The organism is Faucicola sp. SE7633 (genome assembly GCF_059264685.1).
On the sequence record NZ_JCADBW010000017.1, the window covers coordinates 34,974 to 48,167 of the forward strand.

The following is a 13,194-nucleotide window of genomic DNA, read 5'->3' on the forward strand; positions in this document are numbered from 1 at the left end:
CAGGTTAGCCAACGGGCAGACAAACTTTGGCCGATATCACGCGGTTGGGGGCAAAAATTCATCCAACACGCGGTTTAAAAACAAAAACCCCGTCTCGGTGCAGCGAATACGCGCGGCATCATCAGCCATCAAGCCTTGCGCGCCCAAGCGTGATAGCGTCGGCGCGATGGTATCCAGCGCCAAACCTGTGCGCGTCTGCCAAAACGCACGCGGTACGCCATCTTTGAGGCGCAAGGCATTGAGCATAAATTCAAACGCCAGCGCGTCCTCATCAATGCGCTGCCAGCCGACTTTACCGTGTGTGCCGTGCGCGGTGAGGTAGTCTTTGGGCAAACGGGTTTTGCTAAAACGAAACACGCCATCGGGCCTTGTGATTTTGGCGTGCGCGCCTGCGCCAATCGCCAAATAATCACCAAATTGCCAGTAATTGAGATTGTGGCGGCATTGTTGGTCTGATGTTTGCGCCCATGCTGACACCTCGTATTGGGTAAAGCCGTGTGCTTGTAGCGCGGCTGTCCCCTGCTCGCCTATCGCGTCAAGCGCGTCCTCATCGGGCAAGGTGGGCGGTGCACGGTAAAACACGGTATTGGGCTCGATGGTTAGCTGATACCACGATATATGCGGCACTTGTAAATCAAACGCTTGCTGCAAATCTGCCAGCGCGTCAGCAAGGGTTTGGCTGGGCAAGCCGTGCATCAAATCAATGTTTAGACGGCTAAAGCCTGCGTCCTGTGCGGCTTTGACCGCGTCCACCGCCTGCGCACGGCTGTGAATACGACCCAAGGCTTGTAGTTTATCGGGCGCAAAGCTCTGCACGCCCAACGACAACCGATTGATACCCAAATCTAAATATTGACCAAACGGCGCGTGCTCAACGGTGGCAGGGTTGGCTTCTAAGGTGATTTCACAATCCGCGCTCAGCGTCAGCCGCTTGGCAATGCCATCAAACAGCCGTGCATAGGCAGAAATCGGCATCAGCGATGGCGTGCCGCCGCCAATAAATATTGACGTGATGACACGCCCTTGCACCAAAGTCAGCTGGCTGTCCAAATCCTGCAGCAGGGCATCGGCATACGCGGCAAACTCCGCCTGACCGTTTAGGGTGTGTGAATTAAAATCACAATACGGGCATTTTTTGACACACCACGGCACATGAATGTACAGTGCAAGCGGCACATTGGCAGGATTTAATGAGACAGGATTTGACGAAAAACGCTTTGACACGGTCATGGGCTCAAGATGGCAGCACACCGCACGCCAACCGCTTGAGGCTTATTAAGGCCGATTAAGGCTTAGTTAGCCCGTGGGCGGCATGTCGTGCGGCATGGTGGCTTGTTAGTTTGGCATACATTGGCTAAAGTTGCAGGTTTACGGCAACAAGTGATAAAGCGTCGGTTTGCTATCAAATTGCACCGATTGGGCAGCCATCGCTAAATGGCACGCTGGCTTTAGTGCTGGTTTTGGCGCGGTTCAAAGGCGTGCATGACCTCAGGCAGCTTAGCTGTTGCCGCGTCCAACGCCCCTGCCACCATGCGCTGGCTCAATGCTTGGGTAGCAGCTTGTGCTGATTGCGCCAAGCCAAGTTTTTCGGCAAACGTGGGCTTACGGCGCGAATGGATGGCATACACCTGCTGGCTTGCCATTTTAGCCAGCAGATAGCTGTCTGAGGTTTGCAAATCATCCACCAGATGACGCGCCAACGCATCCTCACCGTACCAATGCTCGCCTGTGGCAACTTGGGCAACGTCTAACTGTGGGCGAAAATTGCGCACAAAATCTTGAAACAGCTTGTGGGTCTGCTCAAGTTCTTGTTGGAATTTTTCTTTGTCTTCAGCATCGTTTTTGCCAAACACCGTCACGGTGCGCTTGTATTTGCCTGCGGTGAAGACATCAACATCGATGTCATGTTTTTGCAAAAACTCATGAAAATTTGGCACTTGCGCCACCACCCCAATCGAGCCGACCACCGCAAACGGCGCAGCCACGATGTTGTCAGCCACGCACGCCATCATGTAGCCACCACTGGCGGCAATTTTATCCACACAAATCGTCAAGCTAAGCCCAGCGTCTTTGATGCGTACCAGTTGTGCCGCCGCCAAGCCATAGCTGTGCACCAATCCGCCAGCGGACTCAAGGCGCAACACCACCTCATCGCCTGCTTCGGCAACGGTCAATAACGCGCTGATTTCCTCGCGCAGCTGCTGCACGGCGGTGGCTTTGATATCGCCATTAAAATCCAACACAAACACCTTGTGCTGGCCATTGCCACGTTTTGGCAAATCGGTCAGCGCGCGCTTGAGCAGTGTTTTTAAACTTGGCTTATTGCCAATTTCTAGCATCAGCTGCTGTTTGCGCTGGTTTTTGATTTTATTTAAATGGGTGACTTTGATGTCAAGCGGATTTTTGCTGTTTTGAAATAACATGGTGATGACCCAATTGCGCTAAAAAAGAAAAATTTTGTCCAATATACGTTAATTTAACACATTTTAGTAGGCATCAAGGCGGGCAATTTCAAGTTGTACAGACAAATTTTAACCGCAAACATTTTAGCCGCAAACATTGAGAAATCACCATAAAAACGGCATAATAAGCGTTTGCATGATTTTTGCCAAATCAGACAGGTGGTTGTCATCGCAAGGTGATGGCAAAACATTGCCGCTGCTTGTCCTAGGATTGTTGTTGATTGGTAATGGGCAAATTTTAGCTAAATTTTTATTTAAAAACAGTGAGATAGCGTTGTATGATGCGGACACAGTATTGCGGGCTTGTTGATGAACAGCTGATTGACCAAACCATCACCATCTGCGGTTGGGTGCACCGTCGCCGTGACCACGGTGGGGTGATTTTTTTGGATATGCGCGACCGTGAGGGCTTGCTACAAGTTGTGGTCGATCCTGACACGCCTGAGGCGTTTGCCACTGCCGATGCTGCGCGCCCCGAATATGTGCTTGCCATCACAGGGCGCGTCCGCCGCCGCTATGCTGGCACAGAAAACCCCAACATGACGAGCGGTCAGGTTGAGCTACTTGCCAAGCACATCGACACCATCGCCACCGCAGACACGCCGCCGTTTCCACTCAATGATGAATTCACCAACGTGTCTGAGGAATTGCGCCTTAAATACCGCTTTTTGGACATGCGCCGTCCTGAGATGCAAGAACGCATGAAGTTTCGCGCCAAAGCCACCTCAACCATCCGCCGTTATTTGGATGACCACGGCTTTTTGGATGTTGAAACACCGATTTTGACCCGTGCAACACCTGAGGGCGCGCGCGATTATTTGGTGCCAAGCCGTGTGTCAAACGGTGAGTTTTATGCTTTGCCACAATCGCCACAGCTGTTCAAGCAGTTGTTGATGGTGGCAGGTTTTGACCGTTATTACCAAATCGCCAAGTGCTTTCGTGATGAGGACTTACGCGCTGACCGTCAGCCAGAATTCACCCAAATTGATATTGAAACCTCATTTATGAGTGATGAAGATATCATGAATTTGGCAGAAGGGCTGATTAAAGACTTGTTTAACACCATGCTGAATGTGGAATTTGACGATTTTCCACGGATGACGTACGCCGATGCGATGCGTGACTACGCTTCAGATAAGCCCGATTTGCGTATTCCGCTCAAACTGGTCGATGTCGCTGACATCATGCAAGATGTTGAATTTAAAGTCTTTTCTACCCCTGCCAATGACCCCAAAGGGCGTGTGGTCGCGCTACGTATTCCCAACGGGGCACAAATCACCCGTAAGCAAATTGATGAATACACCAAATTTGTCGGTATTTATGGTGCAAAGGGTCTGGCGTATATCAAGGTCAATGACACAAGCAAAATCAACAACGGTGTTGAGCAAGAATCGGGCCTACAATCGCCGATTATCAAAAACATGTCCGATGCGGTGTTGGTTGAGCTTATCAAACGCACCGAGGCACAAGACGGCGATTTGATTTTCTTTGGCGCGGACAAAGCCAAAATCGTCAATGACGCGATGGGCGCGCTGCGTGTCAAAATTGGGCACGATTTGAACATGGCGACGTGTGAATGGGCACCGCTGTGGGTGGTGGATTTTCCGATGTTTGAAGAAACCGACGATGGCAAATGGACCTCGGTACACCATCCATTTACCCGCCCTAAAGGCACGGTTGAGGAGATGAAAACCAGCCCCGAAACCGCGCTGTCTATCGCCTATGACATGGTGCTAAACGGTACCGAAATTGGCGGCGGCTCGCTGCGTATCAACACGCTTGAGATGCAAAAAGCGGTATTTGAAGCACTGGGCATTGATGAAGCTGAGGCTGAAGAAAAATTTAGCTTTTTGCTCAACGCCCTAAAATACGGTGCGCCGCCTCACGGTGGTTTGGCATTCGGGCTTGATCGTTTGATCATGCTAATGGTAGGCGCAAGCTCAATCCGTGACGTGATTGCCTTCCCAAAAACCAAAACCGCAGAATGTCCTTTGACCGACGCGCCTGCGCCTGTCGATGCCAAGCAACTGCGCGAATTGGGCATTCGTCTGCGCGAAAAAGACAAGCCTGCCTCATAAGCCAAGCGTTTTGCTAGACTTAAACCCTGTCAAACCGCTAAGCGTTGCCTTGCGTCATGTGCCGCTAACTGTGTTAAACGGCATGGCACGCACGGCAAGCTGGGCGGTCAATGACGTAAGCCAACTGACCATCAAGCGCGTGATTGGCTACAATCTTGCGCTTGCCTACCCTCATCTGTCGGCGCAAGCACGGCAACAGCTTGCTGAGCAAACGCTGACTAACCAATACCTCAATGCGGCGGCTGCGCTTAAAAGCTGGGTCATGCCACCTGATTGGTCAGTTCGGCAAATCCGCGCCGTGCATGGGCAGCAGGTGCTTACTGACGCGCTGGCAAGCGGCAATGGGGTGCTTGCCATCGTACCACATTTGGGCTGTTGGGAGATAATGAACGCGTGGCTTAATCAGTTCGCCCCGCCGACCATCATGTACAAACCGACAGACAGCGCGACTGTAGATGCGCTGATGCTACAAGGGCGTGAACGCGTACGGGCAACACTGGTACCGACCGATGCCCGTGGCGTCAAAGCCGTACTACAAACCTTAAAACAAGGTGGCTTTAGCATTGTACTGCCCGACCACGTACCTGAACCAAGTGGTGGGGTGGTGGTGCCGTTTTTTGGCGTGCCTACGCTGACTGGTACACTGACGACCAAACTTGCCGCACGTACAGGCTGCCGTTTGGTTGGCTTGTCGTGTTTGCGTGGCGACGATGGTTTTGTGGTGTATTGCGATGATTTGACGGATGCAGATTTGTGGGCGCGTAACGCTGTCGTCTCAACCGCTGCGCTCAACCGTGCCATCGCCACCATGATTGCGCGCGACCCTGCCCAATACGTTTGGGGTTATCGACGTTTTAAGGGTGTGCCGAACTTCAAGGGGATTTATCGCAAAGACTGGCACACGGTGCAACACGCGGTGGCGCAATTTCATGGCATAACGAACATCGCGTCGCCCAATCGGCATTTGGTATAACACGGTATTTTTGCCAATTTAGGCCGTTAGCGATGTGAACAATTAGACAGATGCCCCTAAACAGGTGCGCCCAAATGACCGCCCACCCCGTCTGTGGCAAGTTTAGCGTTTAGACGCTCTAGGCGTGCCAGTGTGCCAACATCCACCCAATCTTGCGCCAGCAATTCACCCGTGACCTTGCCGTCTTGCATGGCGGCTTTGAGCAGCGGTGCTAGTGACTGTGTCGCGCCCGCAGGCACGCCATCAAGCAAGCGCGGTGATAACACGCTAATCCCTGCAAACGTGTGCTTGGGCGCACCAGCCGCCGATACGCGCCCATCGTGCAGGGCAAAATCGCCGTTGGGGTTGTGGGTGGCTTGGTCCGTCAAAAGTAGATGCGCAAGGTTGGTTTGCAACTCATGGTGCAACAACTGACTAAAATCCAGCGGTGTCCACACATCGCCATTGACCAACAAAAACGGCTCGTCTGCCAACTTGCCTGTGGCTAAGGCTTGGCGAATACCGCCTGCGGTCTCAAGCGGCTCATCGGGCTCAATTGACCAATGAATCTTCACGCCAAACGCTTGCCCATCGCCCAAAGCCGACAGCAGCGCGTCTGCCAGCCATGACACATTGATGGCAACCTCTGTGATGCCTGCGTGTTTGAGCGCGCGCAAATGCCACGCTATCAGTGGCTGTCCGCCAACGCTTACCAAGGGTTTGGGCGTGGTCAAGGTCAGTGGACGCAGGCGCGTGCCCTTGCCCGCTGATAAAATCATGGCTTGGCGAATCATGGTAATTGTTTTAGCCTTATTTCTTAAAGGTTTGTTTTTTTAAGGGTTTTTAGGGTTTTGACTGAGAGATTGTTTGTGTAAAGGCAGGCGCTACAGCGGTGTTGAGCCACGCGTCAAACTCAGCAAATACCCCGCCTTGTGATTGGGCAAGCCAGCGTGTTTCTAGCAACGTATCTTGCAACACGCGCGGCAAGTTTGCCAAATACCGTGCCTTGCCATCGCGCTGATACAAGCGCACAAAAATGCCCAAAATCTTTAGATGACGCTGTAGCCCCATGGTCATGGTATCAAGGTCAAACTGGTGTTTGGTCAAATTTGGCAGTTGCGGCTGCACCATCGCAAAAAATTCAGCAAACCACGCGTCAGTTTGTGCCGCGTTCCAATCAACGTACGCATCACGCAGCAATGACACGATGTCATAGCTGTACGCGCCCACCACCGCATCTTGAAAATCAATCACGCCCAAATCCTGCGGCAAAATCATCAAATTGCGGCTATGAAAATCGCGGTGTACCACCACCTGCGGCTGCGCGGTGACTTGCGCGATAATTGCAGCTTGCACCGCCTGCCATTGCGCCAGGCTAAAATGCGTGTCATCAAACGCCACACCGACATACGGCAAAAACCATTCGCTAAACAACAGCATCTCACGGCGTAAGCGCGCGTCGTCATAATCGGATATGCTGGCGCGCGCTTGGGCCACGGGGATATGCTGCAATCGACAAATCACCTGCATGGCCTCACGGTAACGCTGGGCGGTGGGCGCGTCTGCCGTGCCTGCGTCGCTGTGGATGACATCGGCAAAATCCGTGCCGCCAAAATCCTCTAGCACGATAAAGCCTTGCGCCTCATCAACCGCAACCAAATGGGGCACATGCACCGCACCTGCCATCAGTTTATCCACGGCGACAAATTGGCTGACGCTCTCTTTGTCGGGCGGCGCGTCCATGACGATATAGGGCTGCTCGCCTGCTGGCGTGTGCACGCGTAGCCGATGATAACGTCGAAAACTGGCATCACCTGCCAGTGCGACCGTGTCAAACGCTGCGCCATCAAATACGCGCGTAAGCCATTGCGCCATTGCTTCAGAACGTGCGTCTGCACGCGCTGTCTGTGTGTCATCCATGGTTGTGTTACCGCTGTACCGTTACTGCTCGTTAAAAACCGCTATGCTACCGAAAAACGCCGCGCACAACAAGGACAAAATGCGCGGCGAGGTTTATTTACATTTCTCTGCACACGACAAAAAATCAGCCCCAACCAATTTTCACGGGTTTAGGGGTTAAAAAACTGACCAACTGTCGAAATACAGCCTTATCATTATTCAACAACACCAAACGCAAGCCCTCAATCAACAAATCCAAGCCTAATGCAAATAAACTGGCTTGAGGGCGACCGTTTGACTTGGGCTTACGTTTTAATGGTCTTTGCTTATCTTGATGAATACCGACATGATAAGCCCAACAAAATGCTAAAGCATTGACTGCCACTAACTTACTTACCCTATCCATCTTAGTCAAATGCGTCTCTTCAAGATTAAAACCACGACCTTTAAGACAAGCAAATAAACCCTCAATCTCCCAACGCTTAGCATAAATTGTCATCGCATCAAGGGTTTGTAGCTGATTGGTTGCTACAATCACTAAACCATGGTCTTTATCACGTTTGGCAAATACTCGGACAGCACAGCCATCAACGACCAGTATCCGTCCATGTCTATAGGTCTCAAAGGCAGTAACATGACGAAATAGTTCTTTAATCTGTACCAATTTGCCGTGATGGTTCACAACTTTGCTGTTTTTCTTGATACGAATAGCAAAAGGTATGTGATGCTCTGTTAGCCAGTTAAACCATCGTTCACCAACAAATTCTCTGTCTGCCAGTATCATATCAATGTTGTGTTTACCAAACTGCTTGATAAAGCGTTCAATGAGTTCGGCTCGCTCAAGGTGGTTTGTGTTACCCCGTTTGTCTAGCATGTCCCAGTAAAGTGGTATGGCAATGCCCTTATAGACTACCCCTAGCATAAATAGGTTGATGTTGCTTTTCCCCCATTTCCAGTTGGTGCGGTCAATGGTAAGCGTAACCTTGCTAAGTCCAAATAGCCGATATAGCAATATGGCTAGTTGGTCATAGTCGATGACAGCACTGGCGATAAATCGCTGTAGCCTGCGGTAGTGACTGTCCGTCTTGCCACTATTAAGTAGGTGCCTTGCTATTTTTTTTTAGATTACTGCTTTGGGCGGTAATTAGGGCGATTATCATGAGGCTTAAACAGGTAATTCTTGCCTTGTTCATTGTAAGGTTTTGGGTTAATATTTCACTGAGTCTGTTAAGGTTTGGCATAATGGTGGTTCGTGAGAAAAATTGTTATTATGCTATTGCTTTAACAGACTTTTTCGTTTTTTTGTCGTGTGCTGAGATAAAAGCGGGAAATTATGTTACTTTTTAACCATCTAAAACAGATCGATATTCAGGATATTGCTGTTTTTTTAACACTAATGCGACTCCAAAGTGCTAAAAGAACAGCTGAGGAACTAAATGTAAGTCAATCTACAGTAAGCTACTGCTTGAAAAAATTAAGGTTTTGTTTCGACGATATATTATTTACGCCTAATGATAATGGCATGTTACCAACTGTAAGAGCTCAATCTATTTTACCTTATATGCAATTAGCATTAGATTCCATAAACCAGTGCGCTGAAATAGACAAGAGTTTATCTAATCAAGCTAAAGTTTGGCGTATTTCTGCACCAGAATATTTTGAGCTCAGTATCTTACCTTGCATTTTGAAAATAATAGCTACAGAAAACTCAAATAATTCATTACATGTTCAAAAACTGGCACAAGATTTACCTCTTGAACAGTTATTCACTGGGGATATTGATGTTGCCTTTGGATTTGGTCCAGGCTATCACCGCCTGCATCCTAACTTAAAATGGGAGTCTATAGTTAATGACGATTTCTATTGCTTAACTACCTATAGACAGGAAAATAACAACATGATGGACATCGACTATTTTTGTAAGTCACCACATGTGTTTCCGACTCCTTGGCAGTCAGATGAGAACATGATTGATGGGTGGTTAAAAAGGATGGGCAGGAATAGAAGAATTTTGACAAGTGCCAATTCATATCAAGCATGTATCAATATAATAACTCAAGTTCCTGCCACCTTATCTATACCTAAAAAATTAGTTCCTTTTCTTAATATTCCAGACGGTGTAGACATTCTTTCCCCACCTTTGGGTTTTCCAAATTTCACATTAGATATGATATGGCCCAAATCTAGAACAAAGAGTCCAGCCGTCATGGAATTAAGAAAGATAATTTCCCAGTTAAATACTAGGTTGTAATCTCACTCACTTTATCCTGTTGCAAGTTAAAAATGGGCATATAAACTTATGGTCAAAACTATTTATAATATTTAGCTTTTAGGTATGATACGCCCAAGACATAACATAAAAATAAACCAAGAAAAATGCTTGCTACGGTTGAGCCATTTTCGATTTTAATAGAACTAACTAAATGCGTTACAATAGACCCAAAAGCTATCATTAGACAACCTTGTAAGCTTGCCACCGAACCTGCACGCTCTTTAAATAATGACATTGATACACTCATCGCATTTGAAAAAATCAGTCCTTGAGAAAAGGCAATAATAATTATTCCACCAAGCAATGTCTTCAAATCCATTAAGTTTTGATTAAAAAGTGTAATAATTATACCTATTAAAAATATTACTCCGCCTACAATAATTAAACGACTTGACTCAAAATAATTGATTAACACTCTATTAAGCAATGTGCCTAATAAATAAGCTAACCCTACGATTAATGCGGTTGTACCAAAATACTTGGCAGAATAACCAAGTTTTTCCTGAACAATATAAGTTCCAATTACATTCCAAAGTAAAAAGGAGGAAAAACTTGCTCCAAGTATTACGACAGCTGACATAAAACGTTTATCAGCAATAATAGGTTTAAAACCTTTGATAACATTAGCAATAGGCATTCTATTTTCGAAAGATAAAGATTCTTGTAACTTCAGGCTCACTAACGCTAAAATCGAAGCTCCGTAAATCGCATATAAAACAAAATTATAACGCCATCCCCAATGAACCTCTATCAGACCTCCAATATAAGGCGATATCACAGGACCTAGACCAAATGCTAAACTTAAATAAGTGATTGCGACTACAAATCGTTTACCAGTAATGTTATCTACTAACAATGCTCTTGCCACAACTTGACAAGAACCGATAGCGAATCCCTGAAAAGCTCTTGCTAAGAGCAGAATGGCAATTGAATTAGAAACCACAGCGAGAATACTACCTATTTCAAAAATGACGAGACCAAATATTACTGTAGTCTTACGACCAACAGAATCTGCCATTACGCCAAAAAAAAGTTGCCCTATTGCATAAAACAACAAAGTTATGGTTATGGTGTTTTGCATCATGGATGCAGATGCCGAAAATTCAGCTCCGATTGAAGGTAAGCTTGGTGCATACAAGTCAATAGCAATGCCACCTAGACTGTTTATAAAAGGAGCTAAAAAGACGATAAAATCTTCATACTTTTTTCTTTCCATCATTTTGAAAAACCTCTTAAATATAAGCCAAACCTGTTTAAAAAAGACGAGTTTAGGGAAACAAGCAGGTGTCATCTGCTTGCTAAGTTAAGGAATATAAATAGTTTCTTTGGTGCAAAAGAAAGATTAGTAGTGAATTGAAAACTTAGTTGGCGAGAACCTTAAACACATTAATAATAAAATGACTATACCAGCTAGCATAAAAATCCAAGCTGGCTGTAAGTAGTGAGATTTATCGATAAAATAACCACCAATAAAGGGAAAAGCTCTATCATCTTAGTTTGATACATTTTCATTTTCCTTAGGAATAAATTTTTGAAATAAACGCTAATTCTATTTCTTTCCGTTTTGGTCTACCCGTAACCGTATAAAATTTATTTCTAAAATCTTGGATGTCATTTATAACTACAAGAAATCTTTGAACATTTGCCCAAGGTATACGTCTTGTGTAACGTATATTTCTTTCTTCAAACATTTTCCTTATTTCTTTCGGCAACTCGAATAAGACTTTTTGTCCATCACATAAGGTTGTTTCAGAACCTTTGGTTGCTGCTTCTAAACAATAGAACCATTGCAAATCAGGATTAAATGGAAGATTGCCATTCTCTTGATGTAATCCCATTTCAAATATTCCAGCATTAATCTCCGCTGTATTGCTTGTAGATGCTTTTCTAGCTGGGTCAAATGTAACTTTTGAGGAATGTTTTTTAATAATTTCATTAAATTCTTCTAATGAATAATTAAAACATCGATATATCACTGCCTCAGTATTTTTCAAGTCATCATAAAGTTCCTTTGTTGTAAATAAATTAATGACTTTTGCTTGACTATCCTCCCCCAATATTCGTTCAAAACCGTAAAATGGGAGTGGCTCTCTAATATAATCATTTTCAATTATCATACTCATACTACTTAACTCCATATTAAAGTTCATTATTAATGCTTTAACTTACTAAACATTAGTAACAAAATATCAAATTAAGAGTTATATAAATTTTAAGTTTTAAAAAATATGATTTAATTTTTAATAACAGAGCATTTACGACATAATTTGATTTGAGGAAATACATAACACCTATCGATAATTAGCGGTAGATATTCCAATTAATCAAGCTATAATTTATGTGTCTAGAACAGAGTTTTAAAAACATTCGAATTTGCTAAAAATATTCTCTGCACACGACAAAAAATCAGCCCCAACCAATTTTCACGGGTTTAGGGGTTAAAAAACTGACCAACTGTCGAAATACGGCTTTATCATTGTTCAACAACACCAAACGCAAGCCCTCAATCAACAAATCCAAGCCTAAAGCAAATAAACTGGCTTGAGGGCGACCGTTTGACTTGGGCTTACGTTTTAATGGTCTTTGCTTATCTTGATGAATACCGACATGATAAGCCCAACAAAATGCTAAAGCATTGACTGCCACTAACTTACTTACCCTATCCATCTTAGTCAAATGCGTCTCTTCAAGATTAAAACCACGACCTTTAAGACAAGCAAATAAACCCTCAATCTCCCAACGCTTAGCATAAATTGTCATCGCATCAAGGGTTTGTAGCTGATTGGTTGCTACAATCACTAAACCATGGTCTTTATCACGTTTGGCAAATACTCGGACAGCACAGCCATCAACGACCAGTATCCGTCCATGTCTATAGGTCTCAAAGGCAGTAACATGACGAAATAGTTCTTTAATCTGTACCAATTTGCCGTGATGGTTCACAACTTTGCTGTTTTTCTTGATACGAATAGCAAAAGGTATGTGATGCTCTGTTAGCCAGTTAAACCATCGTTCACCAACAAATTCTCTGTCTGCCAGTATCATATCAATGTTGTGTTTACCAAACTGCTTGATAAAGCGTTCAATGAGTTCGGCTCGCTCAAGGTGGTTTGTGTTACCCCGTTTGTCTAGCATGTCCCAGTAAAGTGGTATGGCAATGCCCTTATAGACTACCCCTAGCATAAATAGGTTGATGTTGCTTTTCCCCCATTTCCAGTTGGTGCGGTCAATGGTAAGCGTAACCTTGCTAAGTCCAAATAGCCGATATAGCAATATGGCTAGTTGGTCATAGTCGATGACAGCACTGGCGATAAATCGCTGTAGCCTGCGGTAGTGACTGTCCGTCTTGCCACTATTAAGTAGGTGCCTTGCTATTTTTTTTTAGATTACTGCTTTGGGCGGTAATTAGGGCGATTATCATGAGGCTTAAACAGATAATTCTTGCCTTGTTCATTGTAAGGTTTTGGGTTAATATTTCACTGAGTCTGTTAAGGTTTGGCATAATGGTGGTTCGTGAGAAAAATTGTTATT

11 protein-coding genes are annotated in these 13,194 nt (G+C 45.6%); 3 read left to right on the forward strand and 8 right to left on the reverse strand.

The genetic code is table 11. The annotated features are described in order from the left end of the window. Window positions 1–36: 36 nt before the first annotated feature. A complete protein-coding gene (gene hemW, locus AC5L4R_RS07515; protein WP_494473315.1) occupies window positions 37–1,230 on the reverse strand; it encodes a radical SAM family heme chaperone HemW in 1,194 nt (397 codons plus the stop codon). Window positions 1,231–1,448: 218 nt separating this feature from the next. Then, window positions 1,449–2,423, reverse strand: coding sequence for a protease SohB (sohB, locus tag AC5L4R_RS07520; RefSeq protein WP_494473316.1), 975 nt, complete (start codon window positions 2,421–2,423; stop codon window positions 1,449–1,451). Between the two features lie 317 nt (window positions 2,424–2,740). Between sohB and aspS the strand changes: the two genes are divergently transcribed. Next, complete coding sequence (aspS, locus tag AC5L4R_RS07525) at window positions 2,741–4,540, forward strand: aspartate--tRNA ligase (RefSeq protein ID WP_494473317.1); 1,800 nt, start codon at window positions 2,741–2,743, stop codon at window positions 4,538–4,540. Window positions 4,541–4,550: 10 nt separating this feature from the next. Next, window positions 4,551–5,513 (forward strand): lysophospholipid acyltransferase family protein, encoded by a 963-nt coding sequence (locus AC5L4R_RS07530; RefSeq protein WP_494473318.1) that lies wholly within the window; start codon window positions 4,551–4,553, stop codon window positions 5,511–5,513. 56 nt (window positions 5,514–5,569) lie between these two features. Here the strand turns inward: AC5L4R_RS07530 and murU are convergent, their stop codons facing one another. The 3 genes from murU to AC5L4R_RS07545 all read right to left on the reverse strand — a co-directional run bounded on the left by murU (window position 5,570) and on the right by AC5L4R_RS07545 (window position 8,505). Further along, window positions 5,570–6,286: an N-acetylmuramate alpha-1-phosphate uridylyltransferase MurU gene (gene murU / locus AC5L4R_RS07535; protein ID WP_494473319.1), complete on the reverse strand. Its 717-nt coding sequence runs from the start codon at window positions 6,284–6,286 to the stop codon at window positions 5,570–5,572. A gap of 49 nt (window positions 6,287–6,335) precedes the next feature. After that, on the reverse strand, window positions 6,336–7,412 hold the full coding sequence (locus AC5L4R_RS07540; RefSeq protein WP_494473320.1) for an aminoglycoside phosphotransferase family protein: 1,077 nt from the start codon (window positions 7,410–7,412) through the stop codon (window positions 6,336–6,338). 124 nt (window positions 7,413–7,536) lie between these two features. After that, window positions 7,537–8,505 carry an IS4 family transposase gene (locus AC5L4R_RS07545; RefSeq protein ID WP_494473323.1) on the reverse strand — a complete coding sequence of 323 codons (969 nt, stop codon included), beginning with the start codon at window positions 8,503–8,505 and terminating at the stop codon, window positions 7,537–7,539. Between the two features lie 219 nt (window positions 8,506–8,724). On the opposite strand from AC5L4R_RS07545, the gene AC5L4R_RS07550 reads away from it, so the two are divergent. Further along, window positions 8,725–9,642 carry a LysR family transcriptional regulator gene (locus AC5L4R_RS07550; RefSeq protein ID WP_494473321.1) on the forward strand — a complete coding sequence of 306 codons (918 nt, stop codon included), beginning with the start codon at window positions 8,725–8,727 and terminating at the stop codon, window positions 9,640–9,642. A gap of 58 nt (window positions 9,643–9,700) precedes the next feature. Here the strand turns inward: AC5L4R_RS07550 and AC5L4R_RS07555 are convergent, their stop codons facing one another. The 3 genes from AC5L4R_RS07555 to AC5L4R_RS07565 form a co-directional block, all read right to left on the reverse strand. After that, window positions 9,701–10,882 (reverse strand): multidrug effflux MFS transporter, encoded by a 1,182-nt coding sequence (locus tag AC5L4R_RS07555; RefSeq protein WP_067238282.1) that lies wholly within the window; start codon window positions 10,880–10,882, stop codon window positions 9,701–9,703. Window positions 10,883–11,180: 298 nt separating this feature from the next. Further along, a complete protein-coding gene (locus tag AC5L4R_RS07560; protein WP_494473322.1) occupies window positions 11,181–11,786 on the reverse strand; it encodes a TauD/TfdA family dioxygenase in 606 nt (201 codons plus the stop codon). A gap of 283 nt (window positions 11,787–12,069) precedes the next feature. Continuing rightward, window positions 12,070–13,038, reverse strand: a complete 969-nt coding sequence (locus AC5L4R_RS07565) for an IS4 family transposase (RefSeq protein WP_494473323.1) — start codon at window positions 13,036–13,038, stop codon at window positions 12,070–12,072. Window positions 13,039–13,194 lie beyond the last annotated feature (156 nt).